The organism is Sulfitobacter sp. AS59, from assembly GCF_038899995.1.
In the GTDB taxonomy this organism is placed as follows: Bacteria; Pseudomonadota; Alphaproteobacteria; order Rhodobacterales; family Rhodobacteraceae; genus Sulfitobacter.
In genome coordinates this window covers 289,675-308,303 of record NZ_JBBMQK010000002.1, presented here as the reverse complement: position 1 = coordinate 308,303, position 18,629 = coordinate 289,675, and the positions used below count along the sequence as shown (strand labels likewise).

Annotated in this window: 20 protein-coding genes; 13 read left to right on the top strand and 7 right to left on the bottom strand. The window is 57.7% G+C overall.

The genetic code is table 11. The features are described from left to right. Positions 1-80: 80 nt before the first annotated feature. Positions 81-1,793, bottom strand: coding sequence for a methionine--tRNA ligase (gene metG / locus WNY39_RS05750; RefSeq protein ID WP_342844701.1), 1,713 nt, complete (start codon positions 1,791-1,793; stop codon positions 81-83). Positions 1,794-1,849: 56 nt separating this feature from the next. Next, entirely contained in the window at positions 1,850-3,088 is a 1,239-nt protein-coding gene (locus WNY39_RS05745; RefSeq protein ID WP_341234148.1) for an MFS transporter, read from the bottom strand. A gap of 162 nt (positions 3,089-3,250) precedes the next feature. Between WNY39_RS05745 and WNY39_RS05740 the strand changes: the two genes are divergently transcribed. The 6 genes from WNY39_RS05740 to WNY39_RS05715 are packed head-to-tail and all read left to right on the top strand — an operon-like array spanning position 3,251 to position 8,889. Then, positions 3,251-4,291 (top strand): aldo/keto reductase, encoded by a 1,041-nt coding sequence (locus WNY39_RS05740; RefSeq protein WP_342844700.1) that lies wholly within the window; start codon positions 3,251-3,253, stop codon positions 4,289-4,291. A gap of 22 nt (positions 4,292-4,313) precedes the next feature. Continuing rightward, positions 4,314-5,222, top strand: coding sequence for a 3-keto-5-aminohexanoate cleavage protein (locus tag WNY39_RS05735; protein WP_342844699.1), 909 nt, complete (start codon positions 4,314-4,316; stop codon positions 5,220-5,222). Further along, positions 5,219-5,713: a lipocalin family protein gene (locus tag WNY39_RS05730; RefSeq protein WP_342844698.1), complete on the top strand. Its 495-nt coding sequence runs from the start codon at positions 5,219-5,221 to the stop codon at positions 5,711-5,713. Before WNY39_RS05735 ends, WNY39_RS05730 begins: the two co-directional genes overlap by 4 nt. Continuing rightward, positions 5,710-7,185, top strand: a complete 1,476-nt coding sequence (locus tag WNY39_RS05725) for a carnitine 3-dehydrogenase (protein ID WP_342844697.1) — start codon at positions 5,710-5,712, stop codon at positions 7,183-7,185. The genes WNY39_RS05730 and WNY39_RS05725 overlap by 4 nt, the downstream gene beginning before the upstream one ends. Beyond that, complete coding sequence (locus WNY39_RS05720) at positions 7,182-7,928, top strand: SDR family oxidoreductase (protein ID WP_342844696.1); 747 nt, start codon at positions 7,182-7,184, stop codon at positions 7,926-7,928. Before WNY39_RS05725 ends, WNY39_RS05720 begins: the two co-directional genes overlap by 4 nt. 43 nt (positions 7,929-7,971) lie before the next feature. Continuing rightward, positions 7,972-8,889 (top strand): DMT family transporter, encoded by a 918-nt coding sequence (locus tag WNY39_RS05715; protein ID WP_342844695.1) that lies wholly within the window; start codon positions 7,972-7,974, stop codon positions 8,887-8,889. A 69-nt stretch (positions 8,890-8,958) separates the two neighbouring features. Here WNY39_RS05715 and WNY39_RS05710 read toward each other — a convergent pair whose 3' ends face one another. Both WNY39_RS05710 and WNY39_RS05705 read right to left on the bottom strand, forming a co-directional pair. Then, positions 8,959-9,654, bottom strand: coding sequence for an NUDIX hydrolase (locus WNY39_RS05710; RefSeq protein ID WP_341234155.1), 696 nt, complete (start codon positions 9,652-9,654; stop codon positions 8,959-8,961). Positions 9,655-9,703: 49 nt separating this feature from the next. Beyond that, the gene (locus WNY39_RS05705; protein ID WP_341234156.1) at positions 9,704-10,105 is read right to left on the bottom strand and encodes a DUF983 domain-containing protein; all 402 of its coding nucleotides are present in this window, start codon (positions 10,103-10,105) and stop codon (positions 9,704-9,706) included. Between the two features lie 203 nt (positions 10,106-10,308). Between WNY39_RS05705 and WNY39_RS05700 the strand changes: the two genes are divergently transcribed. The 6 genes from WNY39_RS05700 to WNY39_RS05675 all read left to right on the top strand — a co-directional run bounded on the left by WNY39_RS05700 (position 10,309) and on the right by WNY39_RS05675 (position 14,238). Next, complete coding sequence (locus WNY39_RS05700; RefSeq protein WP_342844694.1) at positions 10,309-10,884, top strand: EF-hand domain-containing protein; 576 nt, start codon at positions 10,309-10,311, stop codon at positions 10,882-10,884. Positions 10,885-10,939: 55 nt separating this feature from the next. Next, on the top strand, positions 10,940-11,539 hold the full coding sequence (locus WNY39_RS05695) for an RNA polymerase sigma factor (RefSeq protein WP_342844693.1): 600 nt from the start codon (positions 10,940-10,942) through the stop codon (positions 11,537-11,539). Then, on the top strand, positions 11,526-11,873 hold the full coding sequence (locus tag WNY39_RS05690) for a hypothetical protein (RefSeq protein ID WP_341234159.1): 348 nt from the start codon (positions 11,526-11,528) through the stop codon (positions 11,871-11,873). Before WNY39_RS05695 ends, WNY39_RS05690 begins: the two co-directional genes overlap by 14 nt. A gap of 3 nt (positions 11,874-11,876) precedes the next feature. Beyond that, a complete protein-coding gene (locus WNY39_RS05685; RefSeq protein ID WP_342844692.1) occupies positions 11,877-12,383 on the top strand; it encodes a periplasmic heavy metal sensor in 507 nt (168 codons plus the stop codon). Positions 12,384-12,461: 78 nt separating this feature from the next. Further along, a complete protein-coding gene (locus WNY39_RS05680; protein ID WP_341234161.1) occupies positions 12,462-12,980 on the top strand; it encodes a hypothetical protein in 519 nt (172 codons plus the stop codon). A gap of 208 nt (positions 12,981-13,188) precedes the next feature. Further along, entirely contained in the window at positions 13,189-14,238 is a 1,050-nt protein-coding gene (locus WNY39_RS05675; protein WP_342844691.1) for a Hint domain-containing protein, read from the top strand. 65 nt (positions 14,239-14,303) lie between these two features. On the opposite strand, the gene WNY39_RS05670 is transcribed toward WNY39_RS05675, so the two are convergent. The 3 genes from WNY39_RS05670 to WNY39_RS05660 are packed head-to-tail and all read right to left on the bottom strand — an operon-like array spanning position 14,304 to position 16,830. Further along, complete coding sequence (locus tag WNY39_RS05670; RefSeq protein ID WP_342844690.1) at positions 14,304-14,861, bottom strand: hypothetical protein; 558 nt, start codon at positions 14,859-14,861, stop codon at positions 14,304-14,306. Then, positions 14,861-15,400, bottom strand: coding sequence for a TadE/TadG family type IV pilus assembly protein (locus WNY39_RS05665; RefSeq protein WP_342844689.1), 540 nt, complete (start codon positions 15,398-15,400; stop codon positions 14,861-14,863). Before WNY39_RS05665 ends, WNY39_RS05670 begins: the two co-directional genes overlap by 1 nt. Continuing rightward, a complete protein-coding gene (locus WNY39_RS05660) occupies positions 15,397-16,830 on the bottom strand; it encodes a pilus assembly protein TadG-related protein (RefSeq protein WP_342844688.1) in 1,434 nt (477 codons plus the stop codon). Before WNY39_RS05660 ends, WNY39_RS05665 begins: the two co-directional genes overlap by 4 nt. Before the next feature lie 347 nt (positions 16,831-17,177). On the opposite strand from WNY39_RS05660, the gene WNY39_RS05655 reads away from it, so the two are divergent. Next, positions 17,178-18,608 carry a Glu/Leu/Phe/Val dehydrogenase gene (locus WNY39_RS05655; protein ID WP_341234166.1) on the top strand — a complete coding sequence of 477 codons (1,431 nt, stop codon included), beginning with the start codon at positions 17,178-17,180 and terminating at the stop codon, positions 18,606-18,608. Positions 18,609-18,629: the final 21 nt, after the last annotated feature.

Here is an 18,629-nt window from a genome sequence, read left to right as displayed (position 1 = left end):
AAAGACCCAAGCTGTTTTTTGCCCGCGCCACTGGTTAAAGCGGCGCGTGGCAATCAAATCTAAGGGTTGGATCGGATATTTTAGGTGCGCACGCCCGCGAATCGTTCAGCCCATTCCTCACGCTGTTCGTCGGTGATTTTGGCAAACAAAACCTCTGGCACGTCAAAGGCATGGCCGGGGGCAAGCTGGCCTAGTGCGGCGGGCACATCATCGGGCCATTGGGCGTTTTTCACATGCATGCTTTCCAACATGCTGGCGGCTGCGGTGGGGATGAAGGGCGCAGACAGCACCGCATAAAGCGGGATCAGGTTCAGCGCCAAACGTACTTGGGCGGCGGCCTTGTCCGGGTCGGTTTTGAAGGTGGTCCAAGGGGCCTCGGCCTGAAGGTATTCGTTGCCAGCGGCCCAGATCGCGCGCAGTTCGGCGGCGGATTTGCGGACTTCCATCGCCTCCATCGCGGTTTGATAGCGGGCGACGCGTTCGGTCAGGTCGGCGATCAGCGCATGTTCGGCAGGGCCGTATTCGCCCGCTGCTGGCACGTCTTCGCTGAATTTCGAGCGGCAGAATTTGGTGATCCGGCTGATGAAATTGCCCAACACATCGGCGAGGTCTTTGTTGACCGATGCTTGGAAATTTTCCCACGTGAATTCCGCGTCGGATGTTTCCGGCGCGTGGGACAGCAGCCACCAGCGCCAAGTGTCAGCTGGCAGGATTTCCAGCGCCTGATCCATGAACACACCGCGCCCGCGCGAGGTTGAGAACTGACCGCCGTCATAGGTCAGGTAGTTGAACGATTTGATGTAATCGACCAGTTTCCACGGCTCGTTCGACCCCATAATCGTGGCCGGAAAGCTGAGCGTGTGGAACGGCACGTTGTCCTTGCCCATGAACTGGGTATAGCGCACGTCGTCAGCGCCTTTGTCGGTGCGCCACCAGCTTTCCCAATCGCTGCCTTTGCCCGCATCGACCCATTCTTGGGCGCAGGCGATGTATTCGATGGGCGCGTCAAACCAGACATAGAACACCTTGCCCTCCATCCCCGGCCAGTCTTCGTCGCCGCGTTTGACGGGCACGCCCCAGCTTAGGTCACGGGTGATGCCACGATCCTGAAGGCCGTCACCATCATGCAGCCATTTCTTGGCAATGGATGTGGTCAGCACGGGCCAGTCGGTTTTCGAATTGATCCATGCGTCCAGACGGTCTTTCATTTGGGACTGTTTTAGAAACAGGTGTTTGGTGGAGCGCATTTCCAGATCGGTGGCACCGGACACGGTAGAGCGTGGGTTGATCAGGTCTTCGGGGTCAAGCTGCTTGGTACAGTTGTCGCATTGATCGCCGCGCGCGTCCTCGAACCCGCAGTTGGGGCAGGTGCCTTCGACATAGCGGTCGGGCAGGAAGCGGCCATCTGTCTCGGAGTAAATTTGGCGCTGTTCGACTTCTTCAATCAGGCCTTGGTCGTACAAAGCGCCCGCGAAATGCTGGGTCAGCTTTTGGTTTTGCAGGCTTGAGGACCGCCCGAAATGGTCAAACGACAGGCCAAACCCTTCGGCAATCCGCGCCTGAACCTCATGCATCTCGGCGCAGTATTCGGCGACGGGTTTACCGGCTTTGGCGGCGGCCAATTCGGCGGGGGTGCCGTGTTCATCGGTGGCGCATAGGAACAGCACCTCTTGGCCGCGGGCGCGCAGATAGCGGGCGTATAAATCGGCGGGCAGCTGGCTGCCCACAAGATTGCCAAGGTGCTTGATCCCGTTGATGTAGGGGATGGCTGAGGTGATAAGGTGGCGTGTCATGGTAAGGGGCCCCGAAAATGCTTTGGCATGTCTCTAACGCAGCGACGCGCCAAGGGCTAGGGGGCGTTGTTGCTGCTGCCGTCACGCTGGCGGCGCATCAGACGTCCGATGGTAAAGGACGTGCGCGGGGCATAGACATAAGGCGTGCGTTTGCGTGCTGTGGGGCGGGCGCGCATGCGGGTCAGGCCAAAGATCACCAAGACCCCATGGCCGACGGATATCATCGTGAACAAGGCCGCCGGGCCATAGCTGTCGATCAGTACCGACGCCAGATAGGGGGCAAAGATCGCGCCCACAGCAAACCAGAACATCAACGCTGCCGACAGTTCCACCCGTTCTTCGCTGGTGGCAAAGTCATGGGCGTGTGCGGCGGCGACCGAATAGATCGGGAATGTGGTCAGACCAAAGAACGTCGCCGCGAAAAACACCGCTTGGGTGCCCATGCCTGCGGACATGACCGTGACGGCGCAGCTGACGATGGACGCGGCTGACAACCAGATCAGCACCCAGCGTCGGTCGAATTTATCGGCCAGCCAGCCAATGGGGAATTGTGCCAGCGCGCCCCCCAGAACAAAGGCCGACAAGAACCACGCGATTTGACCTGCGCTAAGGCCGACCTCTTGGCCATAAATTGGCCCGACCATGCGAAAGGATGCACTGGATAGCGCCGCGACAACCACGGCAGCAACGGCGAGGGGGGACCGGTCGATCGCCAGCCGCGGGCGCAGGCGTGGCTGCGCCGGTGTTTCGGGTTGTGGCAAAGTGGTGAGGGTCAGCGGGATCAGCGCTGCACAGCACAAGATCGCCAGCAGGTTATACGACACATAAGATGCAGGGGCTAAAACGCCGATGATCATCTGCGCCGCCAGTGATCCGCTCATGTCGACAACGCGGTACGCCCCCATGGTGCGGCCCCGCGTTTCATTGGTGACTTTGGCGTTCAACCATGCCTCAACCACGGTATAGCACCCTGCGACACACAAGCCTGACGCGACGCGCATCAGCGCCCATGCATAGGGATCAAGCACCAGCATATGGGCCATTAGCCCGATGGCACCCGATGCAGTGAACGCGGCGAAGGCGCGGCTGTGGCCAACGCTGCCCATCAGACGCGGTGCCCACCAACATCCAATGAAAAAGCCCACGAAATGCGCCGATCCCAACAGGCCGATCTCTTGGTTGGAAAACCCGATCATGGTGCCCGAAAGTACGTCCAACGGCCCCACACCGCCCGATGACAGCTGTAGCAAGATAACGGACAGAAACAGGGCGGCAAAGGAAATGAGCAAACGCATGGTTTGTACTGTGTCGTCATACAATCGGGAAACCAACGGTCAAAACGACATCGCCTTGGAAAAAACGACGTAAATGGTGTTTTGTTGCGCGGTGCTGAAAATGCACTTGCGATGGGGCAGTCGAAAAGAGAGGGTGGCCCAAACCAAGACGGGGACAAATCGATGAAGATGAACAAACTGGGCCGCACAGATATTGAGGTGTCGGATTTCTGCCTTGGCTCAATGACATGGGGCACACAGAACACGCCTGAGGAAGGCCACGCACAGATCGACCGCGCCTTGGCCGCGGGCATCAACTTTGTCGACACAGCTGAGATGTATCCGGTGAACCCGATCAAAGCCGAGACCGTCGGCCTGACCGAAGACATCATCGGCCAATGGATCGCGAAAACCGGCAGGCGTAAGGAATTCGTGCTGGCGACCAAACATTCGGGCGCAGGGGCTGCCCCGCGTGACGGCGCGCCCATTTCGTCAAAGACGATCCGCGAAACCCTTGAGGGGTCGTTGAAACGTTTACAGACGGATTACGTCGATTTGTACCAGTTTCACTGGCCCAATCGCGGCAGTTATATGTTTCGCAAGAATTGGGACTATGACCCGTCCTCGCAAAACCGGGCCGAGGTGATCGCCCACATGGAAGACTGCATGGGCGCGCTGCAAGACGAGGTGCAGCGCGGCACGATCCGCAGCTTTGGCCTGAGCAACGAAAGCGCATGGGGGCTGACCCAATGGGCCAATGCCGCTGAACGCACCGGCGGGCCGCGCCCCGTATCGGTGCAGAACGAATATTCGCTGCTATGCCGTCTGGCCGATACCGATCTGGCTGAAACCTGCCATAACGAAGACATCGGGTTGCTATCCTTTTCGCCCCTCGCGGCGGGGATGTTGACGGGTAAATACCAAAACGGCGCGGTGCCCGACGGGTCGCGTATGGCGATCAATGGTGATCTGGGCGGGCGCAAATCCGACCGCGTGTTTGATGCCACAGCCGCCTATCTGGATATCGCGCAGAAACACGGGCTGGACCCGACGCATATGGCGCTGGCTTGGGCACGGCAGCGGCCGTTTATGACGTCAATTATCTTTGGCGCGACGTCTTTGGACCAGCTTGATGTCGCCCTGGGTGCCATTGATCTGGAACTAAGCGAAGACGTCATGGCCGACATCGCTATCGCGCATAAAGCGCATCCAATGCCGTATTAACCCGATCCAAAGGAGCAACCAAATGCCACTCACCATGAGCAAAGACGTGTTTATCACCTGTGCTGTGACCGGATCGGGCGCAACGCAAGACCGCAGCCACCATGTGCCGCGCAGCCCTGAACAGATCGCCGACAGTGCGATTGCGGCGGCCAAGGCGGGCGCGGCGGTTGTGCATTGCCACGTGCGGGATCCGGAAACCGGCGCGCCCAACCGCCGTCTGGATTTGTTCCGCGAAGTCACCGAACGTATCCGCGAGTCCGAGACGGATGTCATTTTGAACCTGACGGCGGGCATGGGCGGGGACATCGTCTTTGGCCCCACCGAACACCCGCTGCCGCCCATCGAGGGGACGGATATGGCTGGCGCGTCAGAGCGTGTGCAGCATATCGCGGAATGCCTGCCCGAGATTTGTACACTTGATTGCGGCACCATGAACTTTGCCGAGGCCGACTATGTCATGACCAACACGCCGGGCATGCTGACCGCGATGGGCCAGATGATGACGCATCTGGGGGTGAAGCCCGAGATTGAAGCCTTTGACACCGGCCATCTGTGGTACGCCAAGCAGTTGGTCAAAGACGGCGTGCTGGACAGCCCCGCCTTGGTGCAGCTGTGCATGGGCGTGCCATGGGGCGCGCCGGATGATCTGAATACCTTTATGGCAATGGTGAATAACGTGCCGGACGACTGGACGTTCAGCGCCTTTGGTCTGGGGCGCAATCAGATGGCCTATGTCGCGGCATCCGTGCTGGCGGGTGGCCATGTGCGTGTGGGTCTCGAGGATAACCTGTGGCTGGACAAAGGCGTTTTGGCCGAGAACTGGCAACTGGTGGAACGCGCGGGCACCATCGTTGAAAACATGGGCCCGCGGCTGATGACCCCCGCACAGGTCCGTGAAAAGCTCGGCCTGACCAAACGAGCACCGAAGTGAAGCGTGCGCTGCTGGCGCTGCTATTGCTGGCGGGCTGCGGGGCAAAGGGCCCGACGCTGAACGAAGGATACCGCGACCCGTCGGCGCTGATCGGATCAACCAGCCGCTATGATGCGGCGCGGTTTAAAGGGGCATGGGTCGTTCGCGGCAGCTTTGAGGCGGCGGCACCGGCGACCGTTGCCCTTGTTGACAGCACCGGCGGGCCTGCCTTTCAGGTCTGTGATGACGGGGGCAACTGCGATGGCCTTTGGTTGGCAACGTCCACAGGGCAGGGGCGTTATTCCCTGACCCGACCAAACGGCGAAACACAGTCGCTTTGGGTACTTTGGGCCGACGAAGGGTTCCGTACCGCTGTCGTCGGTAACCCGGCGGGGGATTTCGGCTGGATACTGGACCGTAAGCCCACGGGCGGAGCGGACCGGATCAAGGCGGCACAAGAGATATTGGATTTCAACGGCTATGACATCAGCCAGTTAAGGATGCGAAAATGACAAAGATTGCAGCAATTATTGGCGGTGGTGTGATTGGTGGCGGCTGGGCCGCGCGGTTTGCGCTGAACGGGTGGAACGTGCAGGTCTTTGATCCTGACCCCCAAGCCGAACGCAAAATCGGTGAAGTCATGGCAAACGCCCGCCGTTCTATGCCCGGCCTGACCGATGTGGCCCTGCCGGACGAAGGTGCGATCAGCTTTCACGACAGCATTTCAGACGCGGTGCAGGGCGCGTCGTGGATCCAGGAAAGCGTGCCTGAGCGGCTCGAGATCAAGCACACGACTTTTGGTGCGATCCAGCAGGCCTGTGATCCCGACGCGGTAATCGGATCGTCCACGTCGGGTTTTAAACCATCCGAGTTGCAAGAGGGCATGGCGCGCCCCGATCAGATTATGGTCGCGCACCCCTTCAACCCTGTGTACCTGCTGCCGCTGGTCGAATTGGTGCCGGGCAACGGCATTGACGGGCCGCTGGTGGAAAAGGCCAAGGAAACCCTGACCTCGATCGGGATGTACCCGCTGCACCTAAAGAAAGAGATCGACGCTCATGTCGCGGATCGGTTCCTTGAGGCCGTCTGGCGAGAGGCCTTGTGGTTGGTCAAAGATGGCATTGCCACGACCGAAGAAATCGACAACGCCATCCGCTATGGTTTTGGCATCCGCTGGGCGCAGATGGGTCTGTTTGAAACCTACCGCGTTGCGGGCGGCGAGGCGGGGATGAAGCATTTCATGGCGCAGTTCGGCCCCGCGTTGAAATGGCCGTGGACCAAGCTGATGGATGTGCCAGAGTTCAATGACGAATTGGTGGACCTGATTGCGGGGCAGTCTGACGAACAGTCCGGCGCTTACGGCATTCGCGATCTGGAACGTATCCGTGACAACAATCTGGTGTCGATGATGCGCGCGCTAAAGCAGCAAGACTGGGGCGCTGGGCGGTTGATGAAAGCTCACGAGGCGACATTGCGGGCGGGCACCGTTTTGGCCGCGCGGGCGGACGATATCGTGGATGCCAGCCAGCCTGTGTTGACCGTGCGCCGCGCTGTGCCGCTGGATTGGACCGACTACAACGGCCACATGACCGAGGCGAAATACCTACAAGCCTTTGCCGACGCGACAGACCGGTTTATGGAACTGATTGGCTGTGATGCCGATTATATCGCGTCGGGCGGCAGCTATTTCACCGCCGAAACCCATATTCGCCACGTGGACGAAGTACACGCCGGCGCGCTGATCGAAATACGCACGCGGGTGTTGATGGGGGCCGGCAAAAAGATGCATCTGTGGCACGAGATGTATGAGGGCGACCGCTTGCTGGCCACGGGGGAACATTTCCTGCTGCACGTCAGCTTGCAAACGCGCAAGCCGTCTGACCCCAGCCCCGAAATCGAGGCGGCACTGGTGCGGTTCGCCCAAGGCCACGCCAGCCTGCCGATGCCCGAGGGTGTTGGCCGTTTTGTCGGCGCACCACGTTGAAACGGGTTCTGATCACTGCCGGTGCTTCTGGCATCGGGCGCGCCATGGGCGACGCGTTCGACGCGGCAGGGTTCGAGGTCTGGGTGACCGACACCGACCGCGCGGCTCTGGATCATTGTCCAGCGCAGTGGCATCACCGCTTGGCCAATGCCACCGACGAGGCCGCGATGGCGTCGATCATTGCCGAAATGGGCCATATTGACGTGCTCTGCGCCAATGCGGGCATTGCGGGGCCGACGGCGTTGATCGAAGATGTGGCACTGGATGACTTCCGCGCCTGCGTTAGCGTCAATCTGGAAGGCGCGTTTATCGCGGCGAAACATGCCGCATCGCTGATGAAAGCGGCAGGCAGCGGCGCAATCATCGTAACGTCGTCCACGGCTGGCATCTATGGCTATCCCAACCGCACGCCCTATGCGGCGGCGAAATGGGCGATGATCGGGCTGATGAAAACCCTCGCGATGGAACTGGGACCGTTCGGCATTCGCGCGAATGCGATCTGCCCCGGCGCGGTCGAAGGCCCGCGCATGGAAGGCGTGCTGAACCGCGAGGCCGCGGCCAAGGGCATGACCCGCGATCAAGTCTATGACGGCTACGCGGCGGGCACATCGATGCGCAGCTTTGTCGAAGCACGTGATATCGCGAACATGGCAGTGTTTCTGGGATCAGACGGCGCGCGGCTGGTATCGGGGCAGGTGATCGCGGTGGATGGTCACACGGAAAACCCTGATCCCAAAGTCTGATTGAAGGCTGGCACGCGGCAAAGAATAGCGCATAAGGTGCCGCATGACATTCGTATTGCCCGATCTTTGGATCCTCGTCACCCTTGCCGCCGCGATCTTTCAAACCGCGCGGTTCATGCTACAAAAATATCTGGCGACAGCCACGCTGTCGGCGGCAGGGGCGACGTTTTCGCGGTTTCTATATTCTGCGCCGTTTATCGTCGGGGGGCTGGCGGCCTATCTGGGGGCCAGCGGCACGCAGCTACCGCAGATTGGGCCGGGGTTCTGGGCCCATGGCTTGCTGGGCGGGACCGCGCAAATATTGGCAACGATCTGCGTTGTCTTGCTGTTCAAGCAACGCAATTTTGCCGTCGGTATTACCTTTAAAAAGACCGAAGTTATTCTGACCGTTCTGACCGGTTGGTTGATCCTGGGCGAAGGCGTGACAATCTGGGGCTTTGCCGCGATCGGATTGGGTGTCGTGGGGCTGTTGCTGTTATCCGCCAAGAAAGGTGAAAACGGTTTCCGTCTGCGCGATCTGGGGAACAAGGCGGCGGGCTTGGGCATTGCCTCGGGCTTCTTGTTCGCGATCTCGGCGGTGACCTATCGCGGGGCGACATTGGCGGTTTTGTCGGACATGCCGGTGTTGCGGGCGGGGGTGACGCTTGCGGCAGTCGTGTGCATGCAGGCGGCCATCATGGCAGTGTATCTAAGGCTGCGCGAACCGGGGCAGATGAGCGCGGTTTGGCAGGCGCGCAAGGTGGCTGTGTGGATCGGGCTGATGTCCTTGGGTGGATCGCTGTGCTGGTTCATCGCCTTTACGCTGCAAAACGCGGCCTATGTCAAAGCGTTGGGACAGGTTGAACTGATCCTAAGCGTTGCAGCATCGACGCTGTTCTTCCGTGAAAAGATCACAGGCCGTGAATGGGCCGGGATGGCGATCTTGGTGGGTTCAATCCTGATGTTGGTGCTGATCACCTGAGGGCGCGGGTGGAATTTTTCTAAAATTCCGGTCCGTTTTCTTTGAAAGAAAACGATGCGCCGCGCGACGTTAGCCCGTCATGGGCCGTCCACGCAGACGCAGGAACAGGCTTTCCTCGTCGTTGTTTTTAAAGAACGGAACAGATTCTGGCGGGGTCAGCTCTTTTGCGCGGGCCTCGACCTCGGCCAAGACGACTTCGGTGATAAAGGGCATGTCGAAAGACCGCGCGTCCGACAGCGCGACCCATTGCAAATGAGAAAGCTCGTCGCAGGCGGCGTCGAAATCATCAAGGTTCGTGGCCACATCATCGGCATCGACCAAAAAGAACCGCGCGTCAAAGCGGCGGGGCCTGCCGGGGGGTGTCAGGGCGCGGAACACAAATTGCATGGGGGCGGCGTTGGGCAGGTATCCTCGCTGTGCGAAGGTTTCCCAATCTGCGGGGGGCGTGCCTTGCCATTCGCCTTTTTCACCCAAGATAAGCCCGGTTTCCTCCCACAGCTCGCGAATACCTGCGACGGCTAAAGCATGTGCAAGGGACGCGTCTGCATCTTCGGCCAGACGGTTTCGGCAGGTGTCGGGAAGGGGGCTGGCCAATGGAATATGCGCATCGCCTACATCCAGCGCGCCGCCGGGAAACACGAACTTGTTGGGCATAAAGACCGCCTGCGCGCCGCGCTGCCCCATCAGGATACTGGGGTTTTCATGGCGGTCGCGGATCACGATTACCGTGGACGCGTTGCGGATCTGGCTTTTATCGATGCTCATCTAGTGGCCCTTATTCTTGTACTCAGTAGGGCCGGGGCGGTGTTGCGCGTTATTCGCGACCAAACCCGCCCATGCCCTTTGCCCATTGGAAACCAATCAAGGCCCCCTTTAGTCTGGGCAGAAGGTAGAGCGACAAGCCGACACAGCCAACCGCAAACATTGTAAACAGCGTCAAAGGTTCAGGGCGCCATGTCGCAAATACCACGTGCAGCATGGGGGCCATCAGGTGCCCGACGATCAGAATGGTCAGATAGGCAGGGCCGTCGTCTGCACGATGATGAAAGAATTCTTCGCGGCAGACGGTGCAGCTGTCATTGACCTTAAGGTACCCCTTGAGCAGGGGGCCGGCCCCACAGTTGGGGCATTTACGCCGCCAACCGCGCAAAAGCGACGGGGCCATCATGCGCTGGTCTGTATCTGTGTGGGCAATATCGGTGCTGTGATCTGTCATGTTCTCAATCCTGATGCCCTACTCATATGCGGGCGTTTGGATGCAATTGAAAGGTGGCATACCCGTATTGCGTCGCGATGTCGCAAATTGATCCGTGAAAGTTTTTCACATTTTTTGCGACGGAAGTTTCCGGCCCCGACGTTTGACCCAGTATCACCACGCCAAAAGGGTGGGTGAAACTGAGATCACCAAAGGAAAAACAAATGACAAACCGAGCAAATTTCCAAATCGCATTGTTGACTGGCTTGATTGCCTTGGGCGGTACCGCCTTGGTGGCGCAGGAAACGCCAAAGCAAGATCGTTTTGTTCAGCTTGATACAAACGGCGACGGTCAATTGACGCAAGAAGAAATGAAAGCGCATGCTGAGGCACGTTTCACCAAAGCTGACACAGACGGTGACGGCTTTCTGAGCGCGACTGAAATGCAAGCCGCCGCTGCCGAGCGCCGCACGGAACGTGCCGAGCGTATGCTGACCAAGTTGGACGCAGATGGTAATGGTTCTTTGTCCGCAGAAGAGCTGGAAGCCATGGGCAAAGGCAAGATGGGCAAGCGGTCCGGCAAAATGATGCAGCGGATGGATGCCGACAAAGATGGCAAACTGTCGATGGAAGAAATGACAGGTCGCCGTTCACCTGAGAAAATGTTTGCCAAGCTGGATACTGACGGCAATGGCACCCTAAGCGCAGAAGAGTTCGAGAAAGCGCGGATGGGTGGCAAGCACGGTAAACACCGCAAGCATGACGATCACGGCAAGCGCCACGGCGACAAGTCCGAGTGATCTAGTGGCGCGGGCGCGCTTGAATGGTGCGCCCGCAGCCGTTAGCCCTAAGCTTATGAGCTTTGACGCCTCCATTGACGATGTGGTCGAGGACCCTAATGCCGCGCTTTTGGTGCGTTATGCAGAGGGCGACGAGGCTGCCGCGCGTTTGTTGACAGTACAACTGTCGCCGCGCGTGTTCGGTCATGCATTTCGGGTATTGGGCGACAGGGCCGAGGCCGAGGATGTGACCCAAGAGGCGCTCATGCGGCTGTGGAAAATCGCGCCGCAATGGCGCACGGGCGAAGCCAAGGTTTCAACCTGGCTGTACCGGGTGGTGGCAAATCTGTGCACGGACCGGCTGCGCAAGCGCCGCGGCGGTGTCCCGCTTGAGGATATCGCAGAGCCCGCAGACCCCGCCGAGAGTGCCGAGGCCAAATTGCAACGCGGCGCGCGTGAAGATGCGCTTCAGACCGCATTGGACGCCTTGCCGGAACGCCAAAGACAAGCGGTTGTGCTGCGCCACATCGAAGGTTTGGCCAACCCAGAGATTGCCGAGATCCTTGATATTGGGGTCGAAGCCGTGGAAAGCCTGACAGCGCGGGGCAAACGCGCTTTGACTGCTCTGTTGTCCGGACAGCGCGACGCATTAGGATATGATGATGACAAAACCTGACACAGATATGCTTGAGGCCTTGTTCCAAGACGCGCGGGCGACCCCGCCTGCCATGCCCGACGGGCTGATGGACAGGATCATGGCGGATGCCGTGGCGCAGCAGCCCAAGGCCAAGTCGGGCGGTTGGCGTGCCATCTGGCAGGCCATTGGCGGCGCACCTGCATTTGGCGGGTTGGTCACAGCGACGGCTGTCGGGTTCTGGATCGGGGTGGCCCCGCCCAGCAATCTGCCGGATATCGCGACACAGATTATTACGGGAACGGAGTATGCATCGTTCGATGACACCTCGTTGCCCGACTTCTCAGCCTTTGGCTGGGACATTGAAGAAGGATAGACCATGGCATCGGAAAAGACAGGAAACGGCAGATGGATGCGGTGGGCGTTGGGGCTTTCCCTTGGGGTGAACCTTTTGATCGCTGGACTGGTTGTCGGGGCGGCGTACCGCTTTGACGGTCCGCATGGCGGTGGCAGTAGCAGCATGCGCGCCTATGGCACCCCTTACATCATGGCGCTTGAGGATGAACGCAGGCGCGATCTGTTCAAGGAACTGCGGCAAAACAAGCCGGCAGGTCATTTGACCCGGCGCGCCCGGCGCGCGCTTTACGAGGAAGTGGTGTCGACCATTCGCGCCGAACCTTTTGACGTTGCCCGCGTCCGTGCGGCGCTTGATCAACAGGCCAACGCAAGTGTTGCGGTTCAACAGGCCGTGCAAGATGTTTGGCTGAAAGAGATCGAGACCATGGATGACGCCGCCCGCGCGGCTTATGCAGATCGCCTGCAAGAGGTGCTGTCCCGTCCGCCCAAAAGGCAATCGGACCGCCGCAAGCCACCGATCAGAGATTAAGCTGGTCAAGCGACCAATAGGCTTGCCAAACAGGGACAGGGCAAGGTACGCAAAGCGACCCGAACCGGAGGCTTTGCCATGACGCTTGAATTCCCTGAAGACGACACTGTTCTGGCCACTGCGCGCGCCTCGTCGGGGCGGCGGTTGATTGGGCTGGTTTCGCTTGGATTTCTGGGCATCTTCCTGATCTATGTGGCGTTCACGTCATCGCCGGGTTTGGGCTGGCAGCTGTTTTTGCTGGTTGCCGGTGGCGGCGCAATCTGGATGGCCGAGTTTATGCGCCGCGCGACCGAAGGCACGATAGAGCTGACAGCGACTGTGTTACGCGGCAGCGACGGCACATTGATCGCCCGTGTCGAAGACATCGAACACATCGACCGCGGCGTTTTCGCGTTCAAACCGTCCAACGGTTTCTTGCTGCGTACAAAACCGGGCACAGGTACTGACAGGGTTTGGCGTCCCGGTCTTTGGTGGCGGATGGGCCGCCGGATTGGCATCGGCGGGATGACACCGGGCAATCAGACCAAATACATGGCCGAGGTTATTTCGACGATGATGGCCGTGCGTGACCAGCCGGATGAAACAGGCAGGCTCTAGCTGATCATTGCAAAGCACTAGGACATATGCCCAAGTGTCCGAGCGCGGTGACGGATGATGACGTAGGCAGTGGGTCTGTAACCCAAAATCCCCCCACTAGCATTTATCCGGAATTAGAGATAAAGATCTTGCACTGGTAAAATTTTGCAACTTAAAGCAATGCCTTAACAGCGATGAGTTCTCAATTCTTGTATCGAGGAGCCCAGACATGCCCATAAATACGTTTCAAATGTATACGGCAGGTGCGCTCAATATCACCGGGTCCACGATAACGCTTTCTTCGTCATACGATGATACGACGGATGTATTGCTTGAAATCAACGACGATGATGACAACATTTTGGGCGGTGACCGGAACAGGAACGAAGACGGCGACGATAGGAATCAATTCGGGACGCTTACGGACTTAAACGGTAACTATATTTCCGGCGGATCGAACACGACGGTATACTCCGAATTCCAATATGAACTCACTGCATCAGATGGTACCCAAATCACGGTCTACTATATGGAGATGGATTCAAATCCGAATTCAACTTCTGGCGACGGCATTTTCATTGGGTATTTGCCATCCGCACCGCTCGTCCCAGGCGTAACTTATACATATTCATCGGCCAACACCGTCTCTGGGAACTCCCCCCAGTATGACGATATTGAAGGCGCTATTTGTTTTTCATCAAGCTCTTACATTCAGACGGACGAGGCAATCGTCCAGATATCTGAGCTTGAGACGGGCATGCGCATCAGAACCCGTGACAATGGGTTTCAAAAACTCCTCTGGGTTTACAAGCGCGTCATTTCCGAGGGTGAGATGGCCGAGAACCCGTGCTTGCGACCAGTGAAGATCAAAGCAGATGCATTCGGCCCCGGCAAACCACGTCGGGACATGCGCCTGTCGCAACAGCACAGGCTGCTACACAGCGATCAGAACAACGAAATCCTATTTGCGCAATCTCATCTGCTGGTACCGGCCAAAGGCCTTGTTAATGATGATACCATCGCGATTGATCACGAGGTTTCCACGATTGAATACGTGCATCTTTTGTTTGATGCGCACCAAATCGTCTACGTTGACGGTATTGAGGCAGAGAGCTTTGCCTTGGGTAAATGGTCGTATGACAGTCTGACTGAAGAGGCGCGCGAGGAGATCAATACAATCTTCCCTGAGCTTTCCAGCGATGTGATGAAGCATTTCGAAACGGCTTACCCGACGCTTACCGTCAATGAAACGGTTGTGTTGCCATCAGTGTCTGCGTGACCTTGGTGGGCTTCGGCCGGGCGTTTGAAATGGCTACTTCTATCTGACAAATACCGCATGCCCGCCTAGTTTCCGCTGAACAGAACGCGGGGGGCATAGCGGGGGCGGGTGAAGACAAAGTTCATGATCTCGGGTTGGCCAATGCCGATGTTGAACGGCGGCGTGAACGTGGTCATCGTTTCGGTTACCACGATATATTCGTCGTCGGGGATGCTGGGCAGGCGGTCTGTCCATGCGGCGACGTCAGCGTTTGTCACGGCGGGCTCTGCTCCGCGTGCGCGGGACCAATGCACATAGAACCTGTTTTGTCTTTTGTCATACTGAAGCGAGGTGACCCGCAACGTCGATGGCCCCTCAGACTGGGTGACGTAATCCAAAAGGTCATGCGCGCCGTCCAGATAATCACCGTCGATGGGCAAGGTCTCGCGCGAGATCATATCGCCGATTGTATAGGCCGCTTTTTGGTTCAGGCTGTATTCTTCGTAGGTTTCGAAGATCGAAAACATCGCGGCATAGATCCACAACACCAGCGGCGTCAGGATCAACGCTTCCAAGGATACGCTGCCGTCGTCTTGGCGGGCGAAGCGGCGCAGGTTCGGGATCGTCAGGCGTATCATACCCATTACCCTGGCTCCTGCACAAAGGCCGAAATGGCATACATGGCCGATTGGCCGGAACCATCCGCCGCGAATTTGAACCCCAGACGCGACGTGGGAAGCATCGGATCAAATTTCAGGCACGCGCGTAGAACCATCAGGTCATGCTGCTGGCCGAGGCTAAACCCACGTTCTGGCGTCACGGGTTCTGAGCGGTCAATACAGTCGATATCTGTGGGCAGTCTTTGAAAGTTGCGCGGATCGACGCTTACCATTTCAAGGCGCAGTGTTTCGCTGCAATTGGGCAGGTTACCGGCCTTTTCACAGATCATATTTTTGATCTTTGCATGGTTCATCTCGGCGCGGGTGTTCAACCGCACATAACGCACGGCGTCCTCTAGCCCACGGTTCAGATACACCTGACGCAATGAATACAGGCTCATCTCGATCGAGGCGAGGAGGATGCCAAACATCAGCGGAAAGAGGATCACGAACTCGATCATGAAAACCGCCCCGCTTTCATCTTTGCGAAAACGCCGGATGGATTTTTGCATGCGGCGGCTCATTCGATCAGCCTCAGTTGGTTGATCTGGCGGGCAATGGCGCGGAACGCTTCGGACAACTCCACCCCGTCGACGTCAAAGAAATGGCTCGGCGACGAGGCGCAGTTGCGCATGACATCGGCCCCGTCATCGTTGCTATAGGGGTTGTCTTCGACTTCGAACCCGATGGTCCAGATCACGATGCGTTTTTCCTTGGCGGCGGTGCAGATGTCGTTCAGCAGTCGGTTCCCAATCGACCGGTCGTATTTCCGCCAGTGGAAATCGTCGCGGTCCCGATAGGATACATATCTGTTCAGGTACCAGTTCAGATTGTACCTGTTCCATTGCACATATTCGCTGTCGCTGTTGTAGTATCGGCTGGTGATCCGGTTGGAGGTGGCGTTTTCGCCGTCGGTCATCAGAATGACGGTCTTGAGCGTTTCCACATCGTCGTAATCGACGGGGCGGCCTTGGAATTCGCGGTCGATTTCACCTGCAGATACCAGCGAATTGCTGATCGTGCGGAAGGACGGGTCAAGCATGGCAGCCGCCCATTTCATTCCGATAAAGATCGATGTGCCTGCGCGGGGCTTAAGATCATCGATCTGGTTTCTCAGCGACCGGCTGTTTTGCGAAAACGGTTTGATGCGCTCATAGTCGAAGCGTGGGCAGACGGTATCGTCGCGGTCATTGTTCCGACCATCATAATTCCACTGAAAATGTTGGGCTTGGTCGTGCCACTTGTTCATGTCCAAGGCCGCATTTTTGAATTCGTCATCGTCAAATTCAACGCAGTACGAAAAATCGTGTTTTTTGTACATTTTCATGCGGCTGGTAATCAGCGGGCCAGCGTTCACATGTTCTGAATAGGGGATCAAGGATATCGAAATCAGATCCTCGTTTTCGTCGCGCAAGACAGTGTCGATAAAGACCTTGGCCGCATCGCGCATGTCGGAGATGCGCGATCCTTGTGCCATCGACCCCGAGATATCCAGCACCAGCGAGATTTCGACATTAGCAACGCGTTCTTCGGCCTTGCTGTGGGCGGGGACATCCAAGGTGTCAAAGCCGAACTTGCGCAGGTACGGCGTGTCGAGCGGTTTGGTCGCATCAACCGTGACGGTGCGATAGTTCAACCCGTCGTCGACGGTGACCTTGGACAGATAATCCGTCATGCCCGATTTGGCGAAATAGTCTTTTACAACGTCTTCGGGGTCTAATGTCTGGTCCAGATCGGATGCCGCCAGAACAGCACGATCCGACACGGCCTGAAGCTTTGAACGTTCAAGCTCGTGGCGCATAAAGTCCAACTGGATGCCGCCCACCATGATCATCATCAAGACCATGAAAAGCACCCAGATCGTCATGATCCCGTCTTCTTCGCGGGCAAAGCGCCGTGTTCGGGCGGCAATTGCATTTTGCAGCGTTTTCATCGTCAGCAATACAGGCGGCATTTCAAATCCCTTATAACCCATTCGGCATCAGCGCATGTGTCCATACCGAAGGCCTTGATCATTGTCATGTAGAGCTGGAACATGGCCCAAATGGGGCGGAATTTTCTGCAAATTAAGGCGATTTTGTGGGTTTAGGGGGCAAACAGGCCCGAGGAAGGCTATTGTTTCGAATTAAAGCGCGCGGCGCTGCATCCCGTTTTTCGAAGAATTTGCATGATAAAAGTTTTCATTATGCCTATTTTATATGCATTTTTTAACCTTTGAGGGTTCTAAAATCACGTGGTCCGTGCTCAAGGTAGAGCTAGTGATATTTTACCTTAGGTCACATTGCCAAATAGGAGCACTCTATGACCCCCGTAAATGAACCCAGCTTTCGCGACAGTGTTGACATCATGTTTAACAGGGCCGTTGCCCTGATGGACCTGTCCCCCGGTCTTGAGGAGAAAATACGGGTCTGTAACGCAACCTATACCGTGCGTTTCGGGGTGCGTCTGCGGGGGCGTATCCAGACATTCACCGGTTACCGTTCGGTTCATTCGGAACATATGGAACCGGTGAAAGGCGGCATTCGCTATAGTCTTGGCGTGAACCAGGACGAGGTTGAGGCGCTGGCGGCCTTGATGACCTATAAATGCGCGCTGGTCGAAGCGCCCTTTGGCGGGTCCAAAGGCGGGTTGTGCATTGATCCGCGCGAATACGACGAAAACGAGCTGGAACTGATCACCCGCCGTTTCGCCTATGAGCTAATCAAGCGCGACATGATCAATCCGGCGCAAAACGTACCTGCGCCCGATATGGGCACCGGCGAACGGGAAATGGCGTGGATCGCGGACCAATACAAGCGGATGAACACGACCGACATTAACGGGGTCGCCTGTGTGACCGGCAAGCCGATCAATGCGGGCGGTATTCAGGGCCGGACCGAGGCAACAGGCCGCGGCGTTCAATACGCGCTGCATGCATTCTTCCGCGATGCCAAGGGCCTTGCGAAGGCAGGACTAGAAGGCAAGCTGATCGGCAAGCGGGTGATCGTTCAGGGCTTGGGGAACGTGGGCTATCACGCGGCCAAGTTCCTAAGCGAAGAAGACGGGTGTCTGATTACAGCCATCATCGAACGCGACGGCGGGTTGCATAACAGCGCGGGTTTGGACGTCGAGGCGGTTCATCAGTGGATCGTAAAACACGGCACGATCAAAGGCTATCCCGACGCCAAAATGGTCGAAGACGGGGCGTCTTTGTTGGAACAGGAATGCGACATTTTGATCCCTGCGGCGCTGGAAGGTGTGATTAACCTTGGCAATGCGGATAAGATCAAAGCGTCCCTGATCGTTGAGGCCGCGAATGGGCCTGTCACCGCCGGTGCCGATGAAATCCTGTGTGCCAAGGGTGTGGTGATCATTCCTGATATGTACGCAAACGCGGGCGGTGTGACGGTATCTTATTTCGAATGGGTCAAAAACCTAAGCCACATCCGGTTTGGCCGCATGCAGCGCCGCAACGAAGAAAGCCGCCACCAGTTGCTGGTGGACGAGCTGGAACGCCTAAGCTCGGACAGCGGTGTCGGTTGGCAGCTAAGCCCGAATTTCAAAGACAAGTACCTGCGCGGGGCGGACGAGCTGGAGCTGGTGCGTTCTGGGCTCTACGACACGATGGTTGAAGCCTATTGGTCTATGGCGAACATCTGGCACAGCCGTGATGATGTGACTGATCTGCGCACCGCCGCCTATCTGGTGAGCATCACCAAGGTTGCCGCAAGTTACCGCGCAAAAGGATTGTAGGTCGACGAAACGCCTAAAAGA

Coding starts and splice junctions, on each gene's coding strand:
- metG (WP_342844701.1), bottom strand. CDS start 1,793: ATGACACGCCACCTTATCACCTCAGCCATCCCCTACATCAACGGGATC.
- WNY39_RS05745 (WP_341234148.1), bottom strand. CDS start 3,088: ATGCGTTTGCTCATTTCCTTTGCCGCCCTGTTTCTGTCCGTTATCTTG.
- WNY39_RS05740 (WP_342844700.1), top strand. CDS start 3,251: ATGAAGATGAACAAACTGGGCCGCACAGATATTGAGGTGTCGGATTTC.
- WNY39_RS05735 (WP_342844699.1), top strand. CDS start 4,314: ATGCCACTCACCATGAGCAAAGACGTGTTTATCACCTGTGCTGTGACC.
- WNY39_RS05725 (WP_342844697.1), top strand. CDS start 5,710: ATGACAAAGATTGCAGCAATTATTGGCGGTGGTGTGATTGGTGGCGGC.
- WNY39_RS05715 (WP_342844695.1), top strand. CDS start 7,972: ATGACATTCGTATTGCCCGATCTTTGGATCCTCGTCACCCTTGCCGCC.
- WNY39_RS05710 (WP_341234155.1), bottom strand. CDS start 9,654: ATGAGCATCGATAAAAGCCAGATCCGCAACGCGTCCACGGTAATCGTG.
- WNY39_RS05705 (WP_341234156.1), bottom strand. CDS start 10,105: ATGACAGATCACAGCACCGATATTGCCCACACAGATACAGACCAGCGC.
- WNY39_RS05700 (WP_342844694.1), top strand. CDS start 10,309: ATGACAAACCGAGCAAATTTCCAAATCGCATTGTTGACTGGCTTGATT.
- WNY39_RS05695 (WP_342844693.1), top strand. CDS start 10,940: ATGAGCTTTGACGCCTCCATTGACGATGTGGTCGAGGACCCTAATGCC.
- WNY39_RS05690 (WP_341234159.1), top strand. CDS start 11,526: ATGACAAAACCTGACACAGATATGCTTGAGGCCTTGTTCCAAGACGCG.
- WNY39_RS05685 (WP_342844692.1), top strand. CDS start 11,877: ATGGCATCGGAAAAGACAGGAAACGGCAGATGGATGCGGTGGGCGTTG.
- WNY39_RS05680 (WP_341234161.1), top strand. CDS start 12,462: ATGACGCTTGAATTCCCTGAAGACGACACTGTTCTGGCCACTGCGCGC.
- WNY39_RS05675 (WP_342844691.1), top strand. CDS start 13,189: ATGCCCATAAATACGTTTCAAATGTATACGGCAGGTGCGCTCAATATC.
- WNY39_RS05670 (WP_342844690.1), bottom strand. CDS start 14,861: ATGGGTATGATACGCCTGACGATCCCGAACCTGCGCCGCTTCGCCCGC.
- WNY39_RS05665 (WP_342844689.1), bottom strand. CDS start 15,400: ATGAGCCGCCGCATGCAAAAATCCATCCGGCGTTTTCGCAAAGATGAA.
- WNY39_RS05660 (WP_342844688.1), bottom strand. CDS start 16,830: ATGCCGCCTGTATTGCTGACGATGAAAACGCTGCAAAATGCAATTGCC.
- WNY39_RS05655 (WP_341234166.1), top strand. CDS start 17,178: ATGACCCCCGTAAATGAACCCAGCTTTCGCGACAGTGTTGACATCATG.